Source organism: Endozoicomonas arenosclerae, assembly GCF_001562015.1.
GTDB classification, from domain to species: domain Bacteria; phylum Pseudomonadota; class Gammaproteobacteria; order Pseudomonadales; family Endozoicomonadaceae; genus Endozoicomonas_A; species Endozoicomonas_A arenosclerae.
The window spans coordinates 1-20927 of sequence record NZ_LASA01000032.1 but is presented as its reverse complement, the minus strand read 5'-3'; the positions used below and the strand labels follow the sequence as shown (position 1 = coordinate 20927).

The 20927-nt window shown below is 49.2% G+C and carries 22 protein-coding genes; 11 read left to right on the top strand and 11 right to left on the bottom strand.

Going from position 1 to position 20927, the window contains the following annotated elements:
• Nucleotides 1-198, top strand: a 198-nt coding sequence (locus tag WG89_RS02240; RefSeq protein WP_216638417.1) for a hypothetical protein, incomplete at its 5' end; no start/stop codon positions are given.
• A 117-nt stretch (nt 199-315) separates the two neighbouring features.
• Here WG89_RS02240 and WG89_RS02235 read toward each other — a convergent pair.
• Complete coding sequence (locus WG89_RS02235; RefSeq protein WP_062260705.1) at nt 316-555, bottom strand: prevent-host-death protein; 240 nt, start codon at nt 553-555, stop codon at nt 316-318.
• Nucleotides 556-724: 169 nt separating this feature from the next.
• Here WG89_RS02235 and WG89_RS30115 point away from each other — a divergent pair, with 169 nt between their 5' ends.
• Entirely contained in the window at nt 725-874 is a 150-nt protein-coding gene (locus tag WG89_RS30115; protein WP_153301377.1) for a hypothetical protein, read from the top strand.
• Here WG89_RS30115 and coaE read toward each other — a convergent pair.
• The 5 genes from coaE to rsmA all read right to left on the bottom strand — a co-directional run bounded on the left by coaE (nt 850) and on the right by rsmA (nt 6132).
• Nucleotides 850-1452: a dephospho-CoA kinase gene (gene coaE, locus WG89_RS02230; protein ID WP_062260702.1), complete on the bottom strand. Its 603-nt coding sequence runs from the start codon at nt 1450-1452 to the stop codon at nt 850-852. The genes WG89_RS30115 and coaE overlap by 25 nt on opposite strands.
• Before the next feature lie 7 nt (nt 1453-1459).
• Nucleotides 1460-2332 (bottom strand): prepilin peptidase, encoded by an 873-nt coding sequence (locus WG89_RS02225; RefSeq protein ID WP_062260701.1) that lies wholly within the window; start codon nt 2330-2332, stop codon nt 1460-1462.
• 231 nt (nt 2333-2563) lie between these two features.
• Nucleotides 2564-3781, bottom strand: coding sequence for a type II secretion system F family protein (locus WG89_RS02220; protein WP_062260699.1), 1218 nt, complete (start codon nt 3779-3781; stop codon nt 2564-2566).
• A 429-nt stretch (nt 3782-4210) separates the two neighbouring features.
• Nucleotides 4211-5029, bottom strand: a complete 819-nt coding sequence (locus WG89_RS02215; protein ID WP_062260697.1) for a symmetrical bis(5'-nucleosyl)-tetraphosphatase — start codon at nt 5027-5029, stop codon at nt 4211-4213.
• A gap of 299 nt (nt 5030-5328) precedes the next feature.
• Nucleotides 5329-6132, bottom strand: a complete 804-nt coding sequence (gene rsmA / locus WG89_RS02210; protein WP_062260695.1) for a 16S rRNA (adenine(1518)-N(6)/adenine(1519)-N(6))-dimethyltransferase RsmA — start codon at nt 6130-6132, stop codon at nt 5329-5331.
• 149 nt (nt 6133-6281) lie between these two features.
• Here rsmA and WG89_RS02205 point away from each other — a divergent pair, with 149 nt between their 5' ends.
• Both WG89_RS02205 and WG89_RS02200 read left to right on the top strand, forming a co-directional pair.
• Complete coding sequence (locus tag WG89_RS02205; protein WP_062260693.1) at nt 6282-9083, top strand: toxin glutamine deamidase domain-containing protein; 2802 nt, start codon at nt 6282-6284, stop codon at nt 9081-9083.
• A 15-nt stretch (nt 9084-9098) separates the two neighbouring features.
• A complete protein-coding gene (locus WG89_RS02200) occupies nt 9099-9395 on the top strand; it encodes a YrhB domain-containing protein (RefSeq protein WP_153301376.1) in 297 nt (98 codons plus the stop codon).
• A 209-nt stretch (nt 9396-9604) separates the two neighbouring features.
• On the opposite strand, the gene pdxA is transcribed toward WG89_RS02200, so the two are convergent.
• The 3 genes from pdxA to WG89_RS02185 form a co-directional block, all read right to left on the bottom strand.
• The gene (gene pdxA, locus WG89_RS02195; protein WP_062260690.1) at nt 9605-10594 is read right to left on the bottom strand and encodes a 4-hydroxythreonine-4-phosphate dehydrogenase PdxA; all 990 of its coding nucleotides are present in this window, start codon (nt 10592-10594) and stop codon (nt 9605-9607) included.
• Nucleotides 10595-10693: 99 nt separating this feature from the next.
• Nucleotides 10694-11986 (bottom strand): peptidylprolyl isomerase, encoded by a 1293-nt coding sequence (locus WG89_RS02190; RefSeq protein WP_062260688.1) that lies wholly within the window; start codon nt 11984-11986, stop codon nt 10694-10696.
• Nucleotides 11986-14829, bottom strand: a complete 2844-nt coding sequence (locus tag WG89_RS02185; protein ID WP_079253610.1) for an LPS-assembly protein LptD — start codon at nt 14827-14829, stop codon at nt 11986-11988. The genes WG89_RS02190 and WG89_RS02185 overlap by 1 nt, the downstream gene beginning before the upstream one ends.
• Nucleotides 14830-15596: 767 nt before the next feature.
• Here WG89_RS02185 and WG89_RS02175 point away from each other — a divergent pair.
• From WG89_RS02175 to WG89_RS02160, 4 genes are all read left to right on the top strand, one after another.
• Nucleotides 15597-16658, top strand: coding sequence for an aminoglycoside phosphotransferase family protein (locus WG89_RS02175; RefSeq protein ID WP_172806681.1), 1062 nt, complete (start codon nt 15597-15599; stop codon nt 16656-16658).
• Between the two features lie 5 nt (nt 16659-16663).
• A complete protein-coding gene (gene murU / locus WG89_RS02170; protein ID WP_342669241.1) occupies nt 16664-17329 on the top strand; it encodes an N-acetylmuramate alpha-1-phosphate uridylyltransferase MurU in 666 nt (221 codons plus the stop codon).
• The gene (djlA, locus tag WG89_RS02165; RefSeq protein WP_062260679.1) at nt 17326-18144 is read left to right on the top strand and encodes a co-chaperone DjlA; all 819 of its coding nucleotides are present in this window, start codon (nt 17326-17328) and stop codon (nt 18142-18144) included. Before murU ends, djlA begins: the two co-directional genes overlap by 4 nt.
• 103 nt (nt 18145-18247) lie before the next feature.
• Nucleotides 18248-18451, top strand: a complete 204-nt coding sequence (locus tag WG89_RS02160; RefSeq protein WP_062260677.1) for a hypothetical protein — start codon at nt 18248-18250, stop codon at nt 18449-18451.
• A gap of 62 nt (nt 18452-18513) precedes the next feature.
• Here WG89_RS02160 and WG89_RS31045 read toward each other — a convergent pair whose 3' ends face one another.
• Together WG89_RS31045 and WG89_RS02150 are read right to left on the bottom strand one after the other, a co-directional pair.
• On the bottom strand, nt 18514-18786 hold the full coding sequence (locus tag WG89_RS31045; protein WP_062260674.1) for a type 2 periplasmic-binding domain-containing protein: 273 nt from the start codon (nt 18784-18786) through the stop codon (nt 18514-18516).
• A complete protein-coding gene (locus tag WG89_RS02150) occupies nt 18783-19589 on the bottom strand; it encodes a hypothetical protein (protein ID WP_153301374.1) in 807 nt (268 codons plus the stop codon). Before WG89_RS02150 ends, WG89_RS31045 begins: the two co-directional genes overlap by 4 nt.
• A gap of 149 nt (nt 19590-19738) precedes the next feature.
• Here WG89_RS02150 and WG89_RS31615 point away from each other — a divergent pair, with 149 nt between their 5' ends.
• The 3 genes from WG89_RS31615 to WG89_RS31605 all read left to right on the top strand — a co-directional run.
• A complete protein-coding gene (locus WG89_RS31615; RefSeq protein WP_216638416.1) occupies nt 19739-20212 on the top strand; it encodes a transposase in 474 nt (157 codons plus the stop codon).
• 23 nt (nt 20213-20235) lie between these two features.
• Nucleotides 20236-20664, top strand: a complete 429-nt coding sequence (locus WG89_RS31610) for an IS1595 family transposase (protein ID WP_245662858.1) — start codon at nt 20236-20238, stop codon at nt 20662-20664.
• A 77-nt stretch (nt 20665-20741) separates the two neighbouring features.
• A partial coding sequence (locus WG89_RS31605) for a hypothetical protein (RefSeq protein WP_216638415.1) occupies nt 20742-20927 on the top strand: 186 nt, incomplete at its 3' end.

Sequence of the window (20927 nt, the reverse complement as noted above, 5' to 3'; positions counted from 1 at the left end):
CGCTATGAAAACATGATGACCCCTTACGAAAAGTTCCTGTCACTGAAGGAACCAGAACAGTACCTGAAAGAAGGGATTACACTGGACCAACTAAAGGACAAAGCGGAAGCCATGACCGATAATGAAGCGGCCAGAAAGCTGCAACAAGCCAGAGAAATCCTGTTTCAATTAGTTCATGAGCGACAAGCCGAGGGTTAGGTAGTAGTACCTGCCTTCAGGCTCATTTCAGGATTGGAAAATACTAGAAAAGACTGCATATATTGGTTGAGGTTGGTTAACGTTTGAAATCCTGTTTCAGTAATTTCCAGCGTAATGCTACTCACTCTTCAGACGCTCCAGAGCTTCTTCAGGGGTCATTGTTTTTTCTTCTCTGATATCGCTTTCAGCCATCAGGCACAGTTTAAGCAAAGCAATGCCTTCATCTCTCATCTGGGCCTCTTGTTCGGAATAGATTCGGTAGACGGGTAATCCATGCTGGGTGATACGAAGAGGCCCGTCTTCAAGGTCAAGCTTTGCTGCGTTCTGCTTTAAATAACTGAGCGTTTGAATTTCCATTATTGTCTCCATCTGTTAACAGTCTATTTATAGACCATATTATAGGAAGAGGGGTTCCCCTGTGTCTATCTGAAGAAAAAGTAACCTGATTTCTAGGAACCTTCAAACGGTTAAGAGTGGACTGACTGGACGGGCGGGAAAGCCCTGGAGCAAGGAAGAAGATGAGCAATTGAAAGCGGACTTTCAGAATGGACTGGGCACTAAAGAGATGGCGGAAACTCTGGAAAGAACACCGTTCGCCATCGAAGCCCGGTTGGTCAAACTCGGGCTTCAGGATGCAACACCCAATATGGCTTATGCGTTTGCCAAACCCAGGTAGGTCTGGTGAATGCGATCCAGTTGATGAAACAGCTGCTCAAGGGAGCCGCTGTTATCAACAACTTCGTTGGCCTTAGCCAGTCTCTGATCCCTGGAAGCCTGTTTAGCCATAATGGCACGAGTTTGTTCTTCACTCATTCCATCTCGGCTCATGGTTCTTGCCAGCTGAACATCTTCTGGTACATCCACAACCAGAATCCGGTCCGTCAGAACATGCTGATCCGTTTCTACCAGCAGTGGAGATACCATTATTGTGTAGGGAGATTCAGATGCTTCCAGATCCTGAACAATCTGGTCACGAATCAGCGGGTGCAGTAGTTGTTCCAGCCATACACGTTCACTGTCGTCATTAAAAATAATGTCCCTGAGTTTTCTTCGATCAAGGGTTCCTTCGTCGGTGAGAATATCCTGACCATGGCGCTGGGCAATTTTTACCAGCGCAGGTCGACCGGGTTCAACAACAACACGTGACGTCTGATCCGCATCAACAACAGTAATACCCAGACTGGAAAAGTAGTCCGTTACAGCTGTTTTTCCGCTGCCAATCCCACCTGTTACTCCAATAACCAGCTTACTCATAATCTACTTACAGCCCCATGATCTGCAGATAGGATTGCACCAGCATCTCGCCCCAGAGCAGGGCGATAAAGCCGGCTGCCGCCAGGTAAGGGCCGAAAGGAATAGGATTACTGCGTTCCTGTTTCTTAAGGATAATCAGGACAACAGCCACAACCGTTCCTACCAGAGAGGAGAGCAGAATGATCAGGGGCAGCATCTGCCATCCCATCCAGGCTCCGAGAGCACCCAGAAGCTTGAAGTCGCCATAGCCCATACCTTCTTTGCCAGTCAGCAGCTTGAATAGCCAGTAAACTGACCACAGTGACAGGTAGCCTGCAGCGGCGCCAAACACGGCATCCTGCAAAGGTACAAACAAACCAAAACTATTTGCCAGTAAGCCTAACCAGAGCAGGGGCAAGGTAATACTGTCTGGCAGCAACTGGGTATCCAGATCAATCATGGTCAGCGCCAGCAGTGCCCAAACCATAAAACACAATAAAACAGTCTGGAGAGTAGCCCCGAAATAGATACCCACTGAAACCGTCAGCAGGGCAGAAATAACTTCAATGGTTGGATAGCGGGCAGAAATAGAAGTCTTACAGGAAGAACAACGACCTTTCAGGAAAAGATAACTCAGTACCGGAATGTTTTCCCAGGGCTTGATTTTGTGACCACAGCTTGGGCAGGTGGAGTCCGGTTTGATCAGGTTATAAGGCTCCATCTCGGAAGGCACCTTATCCGGGTGCAGAGCTTCCAGGCATTCCAGTTTCCACTGGCGCTCCATCATGACGGGCAGGCGAAGAATGACTACATTCAGAAAGCTACCTACGAGCAGACCAACAATAGTCAGTGTAATGAAAAAATAAGTGGGTGATGATTGCAGCAGTTCTAGGAGTGCCATTAGTGAATAAGTCCGGTTTTTTAATATGAAAGTGCCGCTATTGCAGGTTTAGAAACGCGTTTTTCATTCGATGTCAGCGACACTTTAGCTCATGCTGTTTTATGGCCTTACTCTACTTGATTTTCGTAGTAAGTGCATGCTCGAAAGGATTGAGAAAAAGGTATGAATAGAGTCGAAATTGCCATAACAACACGAATATTCATCCTGTGTTGTTATGGTTAGCTAGATTCTCTACACCACAGAACCCAGCTGGAAGATAGGCAGGTACATGGCGATGATCAGGCCACCTACCAGTACACCCAGTACAGACATGATCAAAGGTTCCATCAAGCTGGTGAGGCCGTCTACCATGTTGTCGACTTCGTCCTCGTAGAAGGTGGCTACCTTGTCGAGCATTTCGTCGAGGGCACCGGATTCTTCACCAATGGCTACCATCTGAACGGCCATGGCCGGGAATATGCCGGAGTTTCTCATGGAGAACTGCAACTGCTGACCACTGGATACGTCTTCCTTGATCCGTTGGGTTGCATCGGAGTATACGACGTTGCCAGAGGCTCCGGCCACCGAGTCGAGCGCATCAACCAGGGGAACACCTGCAGCAAACGTTGTTGAAAGTGTTCGGGCAAAACGGGCAACCGCCGATTTGTCGAGAATCGTGCCGATTACCGGGATCTTAAGAACGATCCTGTCCATTCGGTCCCGAGCTGCTTTGGAGGTTTGCAGCAGCTTTTTGAACATGAAACCAAAAACCACCAGTGCGGCAATGGCCATGTGCCAGGAGCTCTGGACTACTTCCGAAATTCCGATTACCAGCTGGGTAAAGGCTGGCAGTTCTGCGCCAAAGCCCTGGAAAACTTCCTCAAACTGGGGCACTACATAGACCAGCAGAATACCCGTTACGATCATGGCAACACCCACAACCGCGATGGGGTATTTCATCGCTTTCTTGATTTTGGCCTTCAGTGCCTCGGTTTTCTCTTTATAGGTGGCGATTCTGTCCAGCAATGATTCCAGAGAACCGGACTGTTCACCTGAGGCAACCAGGTTACAGTAGAGGTCATCAAAATAAAGAGGGTGGTTTCTCAGAGAGTCGGCAAGCGTAGTACCGCCGGCGACATCGTTCTTGATCTTGCCAATCAGATCTTTCATGGCAGGCTTTTCAATACCGTCTGAGGTGATATCAAAAGCTTGCAGCAGAGGCACCCCTGCTTTCATCATGGTGGCGAGCTGGCGGGTGAACAGGGCGATATCCATGGGCTTGATCTTGCCGCCCTTGGTGCCCAGTGTCATACCCTTCTTTTTGACTTTGGCGGAATTGATTCCCTGCTTACGGAGTTCAGCCTTAACCAGGGCAATACTGGTACCCTGAATTTCTCCCTTGGCCTTCCGTCCACTCTTGTCTTTGCCTTCCCAGACAAATGTGGCTGTTTTTGTTGGTTTACGTGCCATATCTAGCCCGTTCCGTAGCTTCTTTTGTAATTCTTAATGAAGAGCCATTGCGCTTCAATGCAGTGGCGTTATACCGCTCTTAACGGAGTCCGCTATAGGGATTTCTTTATAGCGCTAATGGCTTTGTCGGCGACTATTGTACGAGACCTTAGGGAAACTTGATACGAAGCAAGGGACAAAATCAGAAAAAGGTGACAAAAGTCCTGAGGATTGTTGAAATTTTGCACTGTAATCAGGGTCTTAAGGCTTGTCTGAAGTTAACTTCCTTGTTGATACCTTCTTAAAAGCGGTTTGGACTGAGTCTGACGAAGTCAAATTCCACCACCCTTCGACAAGCACAGGGTTAGTGGAATATGTGTGTAAATCGGGAAGTTATTTCGTGAGAAATCCTAAGCAGCTCATGGGTGTGATACAGGGCTGACAAAATGGTCAGACATCACGATAACAGCAATCGACAGAAGTGGTGCTGTAATCGTCCAGATTTAGAGCAGTCAGGCATTTTCCCCAGACACAGCCGGTATCCAGAGCGTGAATCTTTTTGCGTTGGCTGTTGCCTTCAAGAGCTGCCCAGTGGCCAAAAATAATTCTTTCCTTGTAAACAGGGCTGTCAGGGAAGCTGTACCAGGGGGCAAACTTTTTTCTGGCTGAAGCTGTTTTGTTATCCAGATCCAATCGTCCGTGTTTGTCACAAAATCGCATTCTTGTCAGATAGGCTGCCGTCAATTTCAGTTTTGCGCGGCGAGTGTAAGCTTCTTCCATGGAAGAAACAGTATCTGATTTGAACAGGAACTGCAGAAATTCAGTATGGTTTTCACCTTGAAGGGCTTTTTCCAGTTTACGGGCATACAGGCAGGCCTGTTTGAGGGTCCAGATAGGGGGGATACCGGCGTGAACCATGGTAACTTGGCGTTCGGCATCATGATGAAGCAAAGGGCGATGTCTGAGCCAGTCAATCAATGAGTTACTATCTGGAGCACTTAACAGGGGGCCAAAAGTGTCTTTCTTTTTGGTTCGACGTACTCTAGCAGCCACGGCCAGAAGATGAAGGTCATGATTACCAAGCACTGCTGTACAGTTGCTGCCCAGACTTTTCAGGTAACGCAGGGTGGCCAGGGAGTCTGGGCCACGGTTTACCATGTCTCCCGCCACCCATAACTGGTCGCGGCCGGGCTTGAACTGGACTTTATCCAGCAGGCGTCGTAGAGGCTCATAACAGCCCTGGATGTCGCCTACGGCATAAACGGTCATTAACAATCATCTCCTGAACCTGCACACATGGGTTGGCCTCCACGGTGTGGGTTTTAAACTTACAACTCATTTAGGAAATCTTTATTTTGAAATGCTCAGTGACCAGCTCTGTTCAGGGCTGGCAACTGGCCGGTTCGAAAAATAATCCTTTTCTTCGTTAACCGGATGATTGCTGTTGCGGAGTCAGAGTGAATGGTTTATTGCCAGTCTGTTCTGCAACAGCATTAGAAACTGTCTTTCCCTGTTAATAGTAGTAACTCACTCACTTGCAGGCATGCAAGTTGCCTTGTCGTATAACTTTAATCGGCCGATTTCTGGTGCAGATAATTGGCGATAGAAACGAACTCGGGAAGGGTTACTTTTTCAGGACGACTGGCAGGATCTATGCCCAGTTCTGTCAGTTCGTCAGCGGAAATCAGTTTTTTAAGCGTGTTGCGCATGGTTTTGCGACGTTGTTGAAAAGCCTCGCGAACAACTCTTTCCAGCAACTTTACGTCATCGGCTGGATAAGGAAGTTCCATATAAGGCTCAAGTCGTACGATAGCAGAGTCTACTTTAGGGGCAGGTTTAAAGCAGCCAGGACCCACTACAAACAGATTATCAACCTTACAGTAATACTGAGCCATGATGCCCAAGCGACCATAGTGCTTTTCGCCTGGTTGAGCAGCCAGTCTCTCCACAACTTCTTTCTGCAACATGAAGTACATGTCACTGATCATTCCCTGGAATTCCAACAGGTGAAAGATCAGAGGGGTAGAGATGTTATAGGGCAGGTTGCCCACCAGTCTGAGCGTTTCCCCTTCCTTGATAAGGGAAGAAAAATCAAACTTGAGCGCATCCCCTTCATGAATTCTGAATTCAGGGTTTAAGCCAAATCTCAGTTTCAGGGTTGGGATCAGGTCTCGGTCCAGTTCGACAACATCCAGCTGTCCAGCGCCGCCCAGCAAATACTCGGTCAGTGCACCCTGACCAGGGCCGATTTCCACAATCCGGTCGCCCGCTTTCGGGTGTATGGAACGGATAATCCGTTGAATGACACCGTGATCGTGCAGAAAGTTCTGGCCAAATCGTTTACGGGCCTTGTGGTAGGGAATTTCAGCCATGCTTTTGACAAACTAAACCAGCAATAGAGGGGGCGCTATGATAGCGGTTGATAGTCCTTTTGGCTACCAGTGGTAAAGCTGGTTGGACACTTGTGAATATCTTCACTACTTTGACCTCTGGCTCAATAAAATGCTTATAAGGAAGCCAGATGTGCAGGCCTTCGATCGCCGTTCATTTACTGATGCTGGCTATTATTGCCCTTTTTTTTATCCAGCAGGCTCAATGTAACTTCTACTTCAATGGTCATGGTGAGGGAGTGCTGACCAGTGATGATGGTGGTTTTGTCGATATCATCGCAACCCCTCAGGGAACCATTCTGAGGTCAACGGGCAACATCCGTATTGAAAATGCTGAGATTTATTCCGACAAGCCTATTCGCTTTCAGGCCCCTGAAAGTACGGTTTCTTTAACCCGTACTCAAGTTAAGGCTCAATCTATAAGCATTACTGCTTTGGCCTTGCACTTGTTGGCAACCCGGCAGGCAGAAGAGTGGCAAACTGTCAGCAAGAAAAGAGGGGTGGGAAGCAAGCGAACCGCTGTCCACACCGAGCATCATTCCCGGTTGAGTGCAACGCTTCTGGAAGCGGCTGAACGGATTCAAATCAATACACAAACGCTGATATCTGAGGCCGCATACCTGAAGGCGGGCACGGGCATTGACCTCAATGCAAAGCACTGGCTTGCCCTGGCAGGAGTAGAGTCGCATTTTGTACAGGATGAAGTTCGTCGTAAGGGGTTGGTTCGGAACAAACATAAGGTCAGTGGCCAGCAGTGGACGAATGTTGTTCATACCCGTATTGATGCACCTGAAGTTAACATCAATGTTCAGACTGTAGAAGCCCAGATCGGCATAGTGACGGGCGAAAGTCTGGCCGAATCCCTGGAGCGGTTGGTCACAGCCTATCCGGAGTTGACCTGGCTTAACACCGTCAAGGAAAACGATACCCACTGGCAGACCATTGAAACCTCCTATAAAAACTGGCGTCAAAAACAGTCCGGCTTGTCGCCCCTGGCCGGTATTGTCATAGGGGCAGCGGTCACGGTGGCTACCTATGGTGCGGGTGCGTCATTCCTGCCCGCTGGCTTCAGTGCCAACCTGATGGCGACTAATGCAGCCAATGCGGCGTTTTCATCACTGGTGGCACGCAGTTCTGTGGCTATTGTGAATCATGGTGGCAATATTTCTGCGGCTATGGATGAGGTGTTTTCCAAAGGTTCACTCCAGTCCGTAGGCGTAGAAGTGCTCGCAGGTGCACTTATGGGTGGGTTTGATGTGCCCTATAGCATGACACCCGAAGCGCCATTGGCCGTGCAGATCCACAATGCTGCGGTGAGAGTCCCGACCAGGGCAGTGTCTGAATCAGTCATTAAAGGAGGTTCGCTGGGAAAATCACTGGAAACGGCCGCCACAACAGAAGTTTATTCCGAGCTGGCGGCACAATTGAATTATTGGGCGGGTAGCCATGCCCAGCAACAAGGCTGGCAAGAGGGCAGTCCAGAAAAAGTGGCACTGCATGCAGCAACAGGCGCGGCGTATGGTTTATTAAAAGAGGGTAAGCCCCTGGCCGGTGCGGCTGCAGGAGCAGCGGCTCAAGCGGTGAGCCGAGTTGCAGACTACTGGATTGATGTTGATGAGTGCTGGGACTCATTTTGTCCTCCTGAGCCACCAGAGATAGAAAAATTTTCTCTGACACACAAGGAGCAAGAAGAACTCTATTCCAAAGTGCTTGAAGTTCTGAGCACTGTAGCAGCTGCAGTAGCCGCCCAGATGACCGAGGGTTACCCTGAAACCGGCGTGGAGATTGCCCAGGCACAATATCGGTATAACCGGCAGTTGCACTCCAATGAAGTGGGTAGGCTCTGGCAGAAAATAGAGAGTCTGTCATCTGAAGAGCAGGATCGCTATAAGGCTGCGGCGTGTTTCCTGACGCAATGTTCGCAAGGGGTACATCCTTCGGATGATTATTACAGTGTCCTGAAAAGGTGGCAGGAGACAGGTGCGCAATTTGGCCAGGAAATCTGGACACTGCAGGCAACAGGGTTATTTTTGTACAGCAATGTCGATGGCTGGAAAGATGCCATCAAGGCCAGCCGGGCAACGGCCGTCGCCCATATCATTCTGGCAGGCATAGAAGGCGTTGGTTTTGTCACCGCTGATGTCATGGCCATAAGCGTGGGCAATATGCCCTTGGCTGCAGCCCTGTGGACAGCAGGTACTTATGTATCCGGTGAAACCCTGAACAAGGGAATAGATCAGTTACAGGGTCGTACCGGTGAAGGGCAGAGGGTCATGGATTCCTATCGCCCGGATACCCATCCCGGGGATGAAAGCCTTTTGGAGAGTTTTGCGCCACTGTCTGATCTGGCCGTTGAAGGACTGACTGCGGGTGCTGGTGGAGCAATGGGTGCGGGTGTAAAGCTTCTGAAAGTGGTGGGGCAGGGACCAATTAGTGGTGGTAAGGCTCAGGCTGGGAATGTTGTCGCAGACAGTATTTTAAACAACCTTCTTCCAAGCGGTGATGCGCCGGGTGTAAAGTTTGCTAACAAGCCTTTAGATGGTTCAAAAGTGGGACGAACGGAAAACTGTGTAAACTGCGTTGTTGTAGGTGATGTTGCATTGGAAGGACGCTATGCGACTGCGCTTCCTAGCGATGGGCCAGTTCCTGGTGGGCTTATTAAGCTGCAAGAGCATTTTGCTTCTCAGAATGGCGGTGATATCTTCCGCTATATCCCACTTAAAAAAGTTGACGCAATGTTGTTGAAGTCAGGTGATGGTGCTCGCGGTGTCGTTTATGTGCAATGGAAACAGGGTGGAGCCCATGTTTTTAATGCTGTAAATGATAAGGGAGTAATTAAATACTTGGATCCACAGACCGGAGGTCTTCAAGATCTAAGTGCAGGTATTAAATCGTCTGGTACTGCGTTTATGCGAACAAACACGAACAATTAGTCGAGGTTTATTGTGGTGGAGTATAGTGAGGCAAAAACAATGGTCCTAGAATTCATTAACGAGCGGTTTGAAAATGGAGATGATGAACTTGTTATAGTGGATGAAGATGTATTAGAGATAGAAGTAGGCTGGGTGTTTTGCTATGACTCTAAAATCTTTTTAGAGACAAATCAGCTGGCATTTGCTTTAGCAGGAAATGCACCTGTGCTATTTGATAATAGGGATGAAACCCTGCATGTTACAGGGACCGCTAAACCACTTAGTGAATATATTCAGGATCACCTTTCAAACTATAAACCCCAATCAACTTAATCAGGTTATAAGTCCACACCATTGGCTGGATTTATGTTTTTTGTCTAAATCTAAATGTGGCTGAACGGTAGCTGGTGGCTGGAAAGATGCTATCAAGATCTGCCGGGCTATTCTGATAGGAAGAATTGCTGCTGTTTTACGACTCTTTAAGCAGTCGATACTTACGTATCTGTAGAAGTCCTGCTGGTGCGTTTAGAGTCACTTATTGATCATTTCTCATTAGTCATACCTAGTGCATAGGATATTGCTGTGAGCAAGCTGCCCGAGTCCGCTTTGCCAGTTCCCGCAAGATCCAGAGCTGTGCCATGATCAACCGAGGTGCGAATGATGGGCAGTCCCAGGGTGATATTGACGGCGTTGCCAAAGCCTTTGTATTTGAGAACCGGTAATCCCTGATCGTGGTACATGGCCAAAACCGCATCAGCACTTTCAAGGTATTTAGGGTTGAAGAGTGTGTCAGCAGGTAAAGGACCCACCAGATTCATTCCTTCTTCGTTGAGCTTTTCAAGGACAGGAATAATGGTTTCTATTTCTTCTGTGCCCAGATGACCTCCTTCACCAGCATGGGGATTCAGACCACAGACCAGAATTCTGGGTTGTTCAATGCCGAATTTTGTCGTCATGTCTTTTTGCAGAATTCGGATGACTTCTTCCAGTGATGATTGGGTAATGGCAGAAGATACATCTTTCAGTGGAAGGTGAGTTGTAGCAAGAGCCACTCTTAAACCTTCCGTAGCCAGCATCATGACCACTTTCTGAGTGTCCGTCTTCTCGGCCAGAAATTCAGTGTGACCACTGAAAGGAATATCTGCATTGTTGATGACTTCTTTGCTCACAGGTGCAGTCACCATCGCATCAAACAGTCCCTTCTGACAGTTTTCAACAGCGTAAGTCAACATCTCCAATACATAGGCACTGTTGCCAGTATCAAGTTCTCCCACAGTGCAGGACTTTTTTAGAGTTATGGGGGCAACAAGAAGCGTGCCTGCTGGAGCTGGATTTCGATCGTCGGGATTGAATGTTTTTAACATCACATCAATACCCAGGCTCTGAGCGCGTTCAGCCAGAAGCTCAGGGTCTGCTGCAACAATAATTTGTGCCGGGAGTGGATGACTGGCTAGCTCAAGGCATAAGTCCGGTCCAATACCTGCAGGTTCTCCGGAGGTGATGATGAGTCTGGGGAATGAGTTGGATGTCATAAGTCAGCCATGAGCATGAATTGTGAGCGTGTAAAAACTAAACGCCCCGGAGGTCCGGGGCGTCAGTTCAAGCGGTTGTCATCAGAGACTAGTTCTGAATCAGAGGCGAACTTCTACGTAGCTCTGGTCTCTGATTTCACGCAACCAGACCTGCAGTTCTTCTTCGAACTTGCGGTTGCCCAGAATTTCGCGAACCTTGCTTCTGCGAACCTGGTTACTGATGTCTGAGTTACGTTTGCCCAGAACCTGCAGCACGTGCCATCCGTAAGAACTCTTGAAAGGCTCACTGACGATTTTCAGTGGTGTATCTTTCATGGCTTTCTGGAATTCAGGGACCAGAGATTTGGGAGAAACCCAGTTCAGGTCACCGCCATTCAGGGCAGAACCGGTGTCATCAGAGTATGCCTTGGCCAGTTCACCGAAGTCCTGTCCGGACTCAATCTTGTCGTAAAGACTCTTGGCCAGCATCTGGGCTTCCAGGTCGCTGCGAATCTCGTTGGGCTTGATCAGGATATGGCGAACATGCACTTGCTGTTCCATATGCTTTTCATTACCACGCGTGTCGTTCAGCTTGAAGATATGAAAGCCGCCAGGGCTGCGGATCGGTGCAGAGACTTCTCCGTCTTTCATCTTCAGGGCCTGTTCGGCAAACAGTGAGGGCAGCTGGTCAGCAGAGCGCCATCCCAGATCACCACCTTTCAGGGCATTCTGGCCGCTGGAGTGGGTGATCGCCATTTCCGCAAAGTTGGCACCTTTATCGAGCTGGATCGCAATATTGTTGGCTTTCTTTTCAGCCTCGCGAACCTGTTCAGGTGTTGGATTATCCGGTGTGGCAATCAGGATGTGGCCCAGACGATACTCAATCTGCATGCTGGCCAGGCCTTCCGGTGACTTGAGGAAGTTATCCACTTCCTGTTCACTGATCTGAATGCGCTCGGCAATCTGACGCTGACGCACACGGTTGATGATCATCTCACGACGGATCTCTTCCCGGGCGTCGGCATAAGACAGGCCGTCGGATTCAAGATTTTTCCTGAAAGCTTCCACGGACATGCCATTTCGCTTGGCGATTTTGCTGATGGCGTCATTCAACGTCCAGTCATCAATACGGATACCGCCACGCTGGCCCATCTGTAATTGCAGATTCTCAAGAATCAGCTGCTCAAGCACCTGCTTCTTCAGAATATTATCCGGGGGCATAGGAATATTTCGGCTGTTCAACTGACGCTGGACGGCTTCAATACGATTGTTCAGCTCGCTTTGCATTACCACGTCCTTGTCGACGACGGCAACAATGCGATCCAGTGGTACGGGCTTGGCGTTAGCCGTACCTCCGACTACTGCAAGTGCGCAGCAGGCGGCTAAGAATAGATTCTTCAATCCCTTCATCATTACTTCTCGCGAATCTCGTAACCTTGGATACCTTGCAAGTATTCCGTTCCGGAGCTGCCGGTAATATTACCCAGTCCACGCAAGATGAACTGGAAGAAAACACCGCTCTTCGGATCAGGGTGGTCGATATTATCATCCGTTTCGATCCATGAACGCCAGAAAAACCGAACCTGATAACAGCAACTGTTGTATTCGACACCAGCAAGGCTCTCAAGGTTCCTTTTGTTAGTCAAATCATATTGCCAGCGTCCCAGACCCACCCAGCTGGTGGTCATGGGGATCGGCCAGGCAAATGACAGGTCGGACTGTTTCAGGTCGTTTTTGGTGGTCTGGAAGCCTTTGCTGGGGTCATTGGGATCCACCAGCACATTATGCCCATCCTTGTTCTGAACATAACGCTCTACCTGGTCCCTGAAGCGGAAACCAAGATTGACCGTCTTGCGCTGCTCAGGCTGCCAGCGATAGTACAGACCATAATTGTCCAGGCGATTCTCATTGGTATTCCATGAGAAGTCCTGTCTCAGGCTCATCGAACGGTTGAAATTGTAGATGAATTCTGATGCCAGCGGCGAGGTCGGGTCGGTCAGCTCATTTCTGAGCCTCTCGTCCATGGCGGCATAGTTTTCATCGATATCAATGGGGGGTTTACCTTCCTGTCCAAGATTGCTGGCAATATAAACCCTGCGATCCTTGAAGTAGACAATCTGGCCAATGCCAAAGCGCATCCGCTCAAAACCATCATCTTCAATCAGACGGGTGGTGACCCCCAGTGAAAGCTGATTGGCATCACCGATGCGGTCGTAACCACTGAAGCGGTTATCCAGCCACAGTGAACCATAAGTGAAGCCCATGGCTGCAGTGTCAAAAATCGGGTTGTACTCCTGATTTTCAACATAGGGCACATAGAGGTATTTGGCTCTGGGTTCCAGGGTATGGGTAAAGTCTGTGCCGAACAGGTTGGTAAAGCGCTCAAAGTAGAGACCGCTGTCAAGGCTGAAGGAGGCTGCAGTAGTGTTTGGCGACTTTGTGAAGTCACTATCGTTAAATGTCTGACCAATATATGAATTGCGAAGATCTTCCATCACTTCTTGCTGATTCAAGTTGTTCAGGTTGTAGTTAACACTGCGCACCTTCACTTCCGGAGTCAGGAAGCCCCAGATTGTTTGCATTGGATAGCTGATACCCGCCTGGCCATAGGCACGACCACCTTCAGCGCGTTTTATGCCGAAACCTTCATCATAAATACTTTCTTTGATGTCCGGGTCATTGAAGTCCGGGTGCTGGATCTCCCTGACATAACGCCAGTCATCAGCTCGGCTGAACTGGGTGTAGTCAGCCAGGTAGTTGACCTGAAGGGTTTCACCTGCCTGCCAATTGCCACTGAAGACCATCTGTGGAAGCTTGTTGTAAGGGTCATCAGAGGTCTGGCTCATGTTCTTGAACTTGTGAGCATTCAGGCTGAAGGTCCAGTTGCTGTAATCATTACCACCCAGGTATTGTGTCCCGACCATCTGGTTAAGTGGGGCACTGCTGGACAGGTTCAGGCTGGTGCCAAAATCCTTGATGTAATTCTTGTCACTGGCGTCGGCATAATCCAGATTGGCGGTCCAGCGTTCGGAGAAACGCTGGTTGTATTGAACATTGGCCAGCCAGCGTTCCTGATCGTAATAGGGGTTCTCGTCCTTCAGCTTGTCCTTGTTGGTCAGTCCGGCCAAGCCGACTTCACCTTCTCCACTTTCATTCATGTAGCGGAATTCATTCTCAAGCAACAGCCCACGCTTGGACATGATGCGAGGCGTGATGGTGGCGTCGTAGTTAGGGGCAATGTTCCAGTAATAGGGCAGTGTCAGGTCAAGGCCATTATCACTGTCAGATGCAATGGTTGGATACAGGAATCCGGATTGACGACGGTCATCGATCGGGAAGTACATGTAAGGCGCGTAGAAGATCGGTAGCCCTTCTACACGAATCACAGCATCCCTGGCAGTACCAAAACCAGAATTGGGATCCAGTGTGACGTTATTGCCGGTCAGCAGCCAACCTTCGTCACCGGGACGGCAGGTGGTGTAGGAAGCGTCATCCAATACCAGAGTGGAATCTTCGTTACGGATAATTTCATCGGACTCACCACGGGCATGAGCCTCGTGCATGGCATAGCTGGCATTTTTAATTGTGGCGCGGCCGGTATCCAACAGCATGTCAGCATAATCACCCACCAGCAGGGTTCCAGGCTCACGGAACACTACGTTGCCCTCAAACTCGGCATAGTTGGTAGAGCGATTCATCCGGGCCGTATCGCTCTGGAGCTGACGGTTGCCCTGCCTGACTGAAACATTTCCAGTCAGGGTAGCGATGTCATCCTGGTCGTAGGAGGATTCATCTGACTCAGCAACAATGGGAGCTGTGTCCGGATTGCCCTTGAAGTTCTTGCCAGGGCGAGGAGGCTCGGAATAATCACCCACACACCAGGGGGTTTCCTTATCGAGTTCTTTGAGTTGCTTCTCACTGAGCTGAGACTTTGGCACCCAGTCCAGTGTCTGGCGGAGATTCGCGCGGCTATTGCTGGTCGCGACCGTCACTGTCTGGCTACTGGTTTTTTTGCGAGCGCTTTCTGTCATGGCGGGTGCAACAGGCCTCGGCGCCCGCTTCATCACACCTGATTTCATCGGCTCGACGGAACACTGCCAGCCGGAACCGTCAGAACTGGGCTGACAGCTCCACTGGTCGTCAGGCGACAGTGTTGATTCGGCATAAACCCTGGCAGCCGGTTGGCTTGCAAGCAGCACGGTGGCTATAGCCAGAGGCAATGTCCTAGGTTTGAAAGGTAGAGGGTGTTTCTCCATGAGCTCAACTATCCCGGGCCGTTCTTATTACCATTGATCGACTGTATTTCCCCTGACACCTGAATAAATGAGTGCGGGAGAAAACGGCACACCATGGTCGATGGCTGTTTAAATCTGCTCTGTCATGCCTGAAACCCGCACAGGGAACCCTGTTACTCATTGGGCTGCTGAATAAGGCCGTGAGTTCAGCTTTGGTTCTGGTCTTGTGTGTGGTTGTCATGATCGCCAGCTGTTTCGAATACATGAAAGTTCAGGTCAGTAGCCAGTCGTAAAACGACGGCCCCTGAAAAATCGTAGAGCGAACATCTGCTTTTTACCATGTAATCTAACTATAAAAATAAAGGCCTGCTGTATCTCATAGCAGGTGCTGTTTATTTACATGATTTTTTGCAGCGGAGGATGATACCTGAATTCCCCTCTGAATAGTCTGCTAAATGGCGCTTCTTTTGATTTTTTTACTTTTCGCCTGATGACTTCATGCGCCAGGGCCTGTTCACAATTTCAAGGTTGAGTCTTGTCGTTCTCGTTGTGAACACGCCACAGGGTCAGTTATCACTGTTACTAGTCTGTGTTACTCTGTCTTTCAGTGCAATAAATTTCATCACTTTGATGTTAAACCTTCAGTTGCTTAGCCCGAATATTGCATAGTATGAGTCACTCCAGCTTCACCGGATTCAGTGCTCGACTGCTTGACCCCCCAATGAGGAACCTCATCAGGGCAGGCAGGTCAAAGGATGCTTGTAGCCTGAAGGTGAATGCTCAGCTCAATGAACACAGGACATGCAAAACAAGTGACACCGTCTGCTCGCGAACGCCTTCAGCAATTAAAACAATGGGCGCACAAGGTTTTAACGCCGGGTCAGGAGTTACCCGCCTGGGCTGCCCATATGAGCCCTGTGGGGGGCGACGCAGGGTTCAGAAACTATTATCGATTGCAGGTCCCGGAAGGCTCATTGCTGGCTGTGGACGCTCCACCTGAAACAGAAGATTCCCGAGCCTTTGTGTCCATTGCCGGTTTGCTGAAAGCTCAGGGCATTTGTGTGCCCAATGTTCATTCCGTCGATTATCAGTCAGGCTTTATGCTGGTGGACGATTTGGGTGACACCCTGTTGCTTGAAGCCTTGGACGACAACAGTGCCGATGAGTTTTATCGCAAGGCGCTGGATATTATCCTGCAGATTCAGAAATGCGAGCCGGACTCCCTGCCACCATACAGTCGCGAACTGTTGATGACAGAACTGGAAATTTATTCCCAATGGTTCCTTGAAGAACTGATGGGCCTGGAGATCGATAACAGTACCCAAAAACAGCTGGATCAATTGTTTGAACGGCTGACCGAAACTGCTCTGCAACAACCCAAGGGTGTTGTGCATCGCGATTTTCATTCCAGAAACCTGATGGTTCTGTCGGAAGGTAACCTGGGCGTCATTGATTTTCAGGGGGCTCTGCACGGACCGGTTTTGTACGACGCTGTTTCTTTATTAAAGGACTGCTATATCCGTTGGCCAAGGCACAAGGTGGAAAGCTGGCTAAGACTGTTCATCAAAACCCATCCACAACTCAAGGATGTGAAGTTCGAAACCTGTCTGAAATGGTTCGACTGGATTGGTCTGCAGCGGCATCTGAAATGTCTGGGCATTTTCTCCAGACTCTGGTTCAGGGATCACAAACCCCAATACCTTCCGGAGATTCCAGCCACCTTTGCTTATGTGCTGGACGTTTGTGAACGCTACGAAGAACTCGCTTTCCATGCCCAGTGGCTGAAACAAAGTGTGGAACCGCTTCTTAATGAGCGTATAGCCGATACCCGGGTAGAGATAGAACAGTGAAAGCGATGATTCTGGCGGCGGGTCTGGGCAAAAGACTGAGACCACTGACGTTAAACAAGCCTAAGCCACTGGTCGAAGTAGCGGGTAAGCCCCTGATTGTTCATCATCTGGAAAAACTGTCCGAAAGTGGCTTTACAGACGTTGTGATCAACCATGCATGGTTAGGTGAGCAGATCGTTACAGCATTAGGCTCTGGGCAACAATGGGGTCTCAATATTGACTATTCAGCTGAGAGCGAACCGCTGGAAACCGGTGGTGGCGTCTTTAAAGCATTACCACAGTTAGGTGAAGACCCTTTTCTCCTGGTCAACGGTGATGTTTATACCAACTATGCTTTTCAGTCTTTACCTCAATCCCTGAAGGGCCTCGCACATCTGGTACTGGTGGATAATCCCGAGTTTAAGGAAAGCGGAGATTTTGCCCTGAATTCAAATGGGCAGGTTCAGGCCAGTGGTGATCACAGGCTGACGTTCAGTGGTCTGAGCGTATTGTCACCAGAACTCTTTGCCAATTGTAAATCAGGGGCCTTCAAGCTGGCTCCCCTGTTGATTGACGCGATGGCCTCGGGCAAAGTGACGGGCGAACATTATTCCGGACTCTGGACCGATGTCGGTACAGTGGAAAGATTGCAGGGTCTGGAAGAGCATTTAAATCAGAGCAGGGCAATATGACGGCAATTTTGATCGGTGTATTCATCGGTTTTGTATTCGGAGGACCTTTTGGGGCGCTTTTTGGTGGCATCCTGGGTGGCTGGATTCACCGGAATTATATCAACCCCAATCAGCAAGCGGGTGGTGGCCCCAGAGGTCACTTTAATCGCCAGCGTGCACAAAGCGCCTTTTTTGAGGCTACTTTCCTGGTGATGGGCCGGCTGGCCAAAGCCGACGGCCGGGTCAGTGAACACGAGATTGAGATGGCTTCGGCCATTATGAATGAAATGCGCTTGTCGCCCGATCAGCGCAAAGCTGCCATTAACCTCTTCAATCAGGGCAAACAGCCTTCTGCCGACATCAGTGCGGCCCTGGCCGAATTTCGCCGTGTGGCTGGCTCCAGCACATTGGTGCCTTTGTTTTTGGAAATCCAGCTTCAGGCCGCTTATGCCGATGGTAGTCTGACCCAGGCTGAACGGGCTGTGTTCAAACATGTTTGTGATCAGCTTGGTGTCAGTCAGATCAGTTTTGAACTGCTGCACAAACGTTTCCAGGCCCAGCGGGCTTATTACCATGCCGGTGGTCAGCAGGGTGGCGGCTGGGCCCGTCCTGACAGTGGCCAGAGCCTTTCCAAAGCCTATGAAGTGCTGGGTGTGGAATCGACTGCCACAGACAGTGAAGTAAAGCGGGCCTATAGAAAGCTGATGAGCCAGCACCACCCGGATAAGCTGGTGGCTAAAGGTTTGCCGGAAGAGATGATGGAAGTGGCCAAGCAGAAAGCCCAGGAGATTCAGGTAGCTTACGACCAGGTTCGAGACCATAGAAAGAACAAGTAGGGAACTTTTTCGGGAGGGAGTGGACTAATGTTCCACTCAATCGCAGAGCATGGACTGCCTGTTGTCATGGAAAGGAAGCTTTCCCTCCACAGGAGAACCACCCATGTATATGATCAGAAAGCGCTTCATGTATTGGCATGTGCCTGCCAGCTCCCGAATCACCTTGAAAAGAGAGCGCGGAGAAGTTTACTGCTTCTTTCCTGCCAAACTGGTGAAAAAGTTGAAAAGTGCTGTGAACTATATCGTCAGCCAGATTCACGATCCGGTGGCTAAAACCATCCGCGACCGAAAAGTAGTTTTGAGCTGAGCTCGAAAATAAGGTCTTGTTCTGTTTCATTCACAGAACGAGACCGCTATCAGCCTGAGATACTATTGAGCTGCTTCAAACAGATCCGCCTTCATCATATTTTCAATGAAAGCTTCTAACGCAGGTGACACCCAGCGGTTGGCGCTCCAGACCCTATAAAGTCCCAGCGATAAATCATCGTCATGCCAGTCCAGACTGACCGGCTCTCCTCGCTTCAGAGACTCTGCCACAGAAACCATCACTGATGGCTTTAATAGTGATGAATTCCATTCTTTGTTCTGGAAATATCCCGGCTTTTCAGGTCTGCTTTTTTTCTCCAGAAGGAGTCGGCTCACCCTTTACTGGGCTTAAAAATAAAGCGATTGAAGTCGTTCAGCTGTTCTTGAGTTGTCACGGGTACCATTTTAGTAGCCTCTCCTTTACTGGAACCGCTCTGGACTCCATACACTTCAACTCCATCCTGCTTCATCGCATAGTAGGCGTTGGTTTGATTCAACCGATAGGAGAGGGTCAGGTTGAAGTGGCCTGTGACAAACCCCTTGATATGGAACAGATCTTCCCCCCGCTGTGGCTGGTGCTGTTGAAGATAATGGCATCGGGCAATCTTATCCTGCTCTTCAAGCTGGATATGAGCAACTACTGATTCAAGGAATTTAAGGTCTTCCACAGTTTGAGGCAGTCTGCTGTCCATAACGTGATGAGGGCCAAACCAGCGTTGGAACAGTCTCTGTCTTTCACAGTCTGGCATATCGTCAGAGCCTGCCGCTTCGAGGGCTGCAGAATACTGTTGCGTCAGAAGCAGGCAATGGATTGATTCAGGAGAATGCCCTTGTAAACTTCGGTTAGGATTACACACTCTGACGGAGCGAACGTATTTGAAGTTCTGTATGGGCGACACTTTCGACATGGCCTGAAGCACTGGATATGTGGCTTCATAAGGTTCACTGAATCTGAAACTGTTAGAAGACGGTGTATCAAATATTCGCTCCCAGAAGCCCCTATCAATAATGAGCTTTAACAATGGCGCATCGATCAGGCCTTCTTGCAGTGCCAGACACAATTGGATGGCATGACTGTATTCTCCATGAAACAGGTTCCCGCTCCAGATACTGTCGAGAAACCCGTGTTCTTTGACCATTTCGTTGGCCAGATCCTTGGGAATGAAGCCGGAAAAGGTGACGGGAGCATGCCAGCCAATTGCTTTTGGCTCTTAATGGATTCTGGGGAGCTGGTTGAGGACGAGTTATTTGACTATGAATAGAAGACGTTTTCTTGTACAAAAGTGTCATGAAACTTTATGACCTCCTCGACAACGCCAAGTGCTTTGAACAGATACGCCAGATTCGCTGGCCTGACGGGGTGAAATGCCCACACTGTGCCAGCTCAGACATAACCCGCCAAGGCAAGGACGATTCACAGCCTGACAGACAGAGATATTCTTGTAAAGAATGTCAGCGTCGTTTTGATGACCTGACACTTTCTGTTTTTTCAGGACACCATAAGCCTTTGAAAGTGTGGGTAAGCTGTCTGCACCTGATGTCACTCAATCTTTCGAATCAGCAGATCGCCCGTGAGCTCGATTTGAACGTAAGTGACGTACAAAAAATGACTCGGCAACTCAGGCAGTCCGTATACGATAAGCGCCCTGAGGTAGTCCTCAGTGGTGAGGTAGAATGTGATGAGGTTTATGAGGTGGCTGGCCACAAAGGTCATCAAGAGGCTGTGAAAAAAAACGTCGAAAAGGACGAAGAAAAAGACTGAGAGCTGCTCGTGACCGAGGAACCTTGGAAAAAGAGAAACCACCTATCTTTGGTATGATTCAGCGAGGTGGCCAGGTAGTGATACGTATGCTTGCCAATGTTAAACGGGCAACCATCAAGCCACTGATCAGAGCTTCTATAGAGCCAGGCGCTCTGGTGTACACGGATGAATACTCGATTTACAACGAACTGGCAGAATGGGGTTATGGCCATAAATCTGTCTGCCATGGAGCCGGTGAATATGCACGAGATGAGGACGGCGACGGTTTTCATGAGATTCATGTGAATACAATGGAGGGGTTCTGGTCGCTGTTGCGTTCCTGGTTGCGTCCTCATCGGGGTATATCACAAGAGAAGTTACCGCTGTATTTGGGTTTCTTCGAGTGCCTGCACAATATCAAGAAGCGCGGGAAAGCAGCTCTAACCGGTCTTCTGGGAGTGTTGTTTGGATAACTCCCCGGAATCCATTAAGAGCCAATAGGTATTCATATGTCGATGCGAGCCCAATTAATTTTTCAGATAAATTTGGCTTGCATAAAGGTGATAAGCGATATGGCAAGCCAGATAAATTTTGGCGTTGGGTGCATAGGAAGAAGAAGCAAAAAAGTGGAAGAAAAGCTCACGATAACTACACAAGAGATGAAGTGGAGGAGATGTATCAAGAATGGGAATACTCAGGTAAACCAGATGGGGATAATGATAAGAATAGTAAGGAT

What these genes read in the sequence shown, in the direction of transcription:
- WG89_RS02190 (WP_062260688.1), bottom strand. Translation starts at nt 11,986, where the DNA reads ATGATGAAGGGATTGAAGAATCTATTCTTAGCCGCCTGCTGCGCACTT.
- WG89_RS02175 (WP_172806681.1), top strand. Translation starts at nt 15,597, where the DNA reads ATGAACACAGGACATGCAAAACAAGTGACACCGTCTGCTCGCGAACGC.
- WG89_RS02185 (WP_079253610.1), bottom strand. Translation starts at nt 14,829, where the DNA reads ATGGAGAAACACCCTCTACCTTTCAAACCTAGGACATTGCCTCTGGCT.
- WG89_RS02215 (WP_062260697.1), bottom strand. Translation starts at nt 5,029, where the DNA reads ATGACCGTTTATGCCGTAGGCGACATCCAGGGCTGTTATGAGCCTCTA.
- coaE (WP_062260702.1), bottom strand. Translation starts at nt 1,452, where the DNA reads ATGAGTAAGCTGGTTATTGGAGTAACAGGTGGGATTGGCAGCGGAAAA.
- WG89_RS02220 (WP_062260699.1), bottom strand. Translation starts at nt 3,781, where the DNA reads ATGGCACGTAAACCAACAAAAACAGCCACATTTGTCTGGGAAGGCAAA.
- WG89_RS02235 (WP_062260705.1), bottom strand. Translation starts at nt 555, where the DNA reads ATGGAAATTCAAACGCTCAGTTATTTAAAGCAGAACGCAGCAAAGCTT.
- djlA (WP_062260679.1), top strand. Translation starts at nt 17,326, where the DNA reads ATGACGGCAATTTTGATCGGTGTATTCATCGGTTTTGTATTCGGAGGA.
- WG89_RS02205 (WP_062260693.1), top strand. Translation starts at nt 6,282, where the DNA reads ATGTGCAGGCCTTCGATCGCCGTTCATTTACTGATGCTGGCTATTATT.
- murU (WP_342669241.1), top strand. Translation starts at nt 16,664, where the DNA reads ATGATTCTGGCGGCGGGTCTGGGCAAAAGACTGAGACCACTGACGTTA.
- WG89_RS02150 (WP_153301374.1), bottom strand. Translation starts at nt 19,589, where the DNA reads ATGGTCAAAGAACACGGGTTTCTCGACAGTATCTGGAGCGGGAACCTG.
- rsmA (WP_062260695.1), bottom strand. Translation starts at nt 6,132, where the DNA reads ATGGCTGAAATTCCCTACCACAAGGCCCGTAAACGATTTGGCCAGAAC.
- WG89_RS02160 (WP_062260677.1), top strand. Translation starts at nt 18,248, where the DNA reads ATGTATATGATCAGAAAGCGCTTCATGTATTGGCATGTGCCTGCCAGC.
- WG89_RS02225 (WP_062260701.1), bottom strand. Translation starts at nt 2,332, where the DNA reads ATGGCACTCCTAGAACTGCTGCAATCATCACCCACTTATTTTTTCATT.
- pdxA (WP_062260690.1), bottom strand. Translation starts at nt 10,594, where the DNA reads ATGACATCCAACTCATTCCCCAGACTCATCATCACCTCCGGAGAACCT.
- WG89_RS31615 (WP_216638416.1), top strand. Translation starts at nt 19,739, where the DNA reads ATGAAACTTTATGACCTCCTCGACAACGCCAAGTGCTTTGAACAGATA.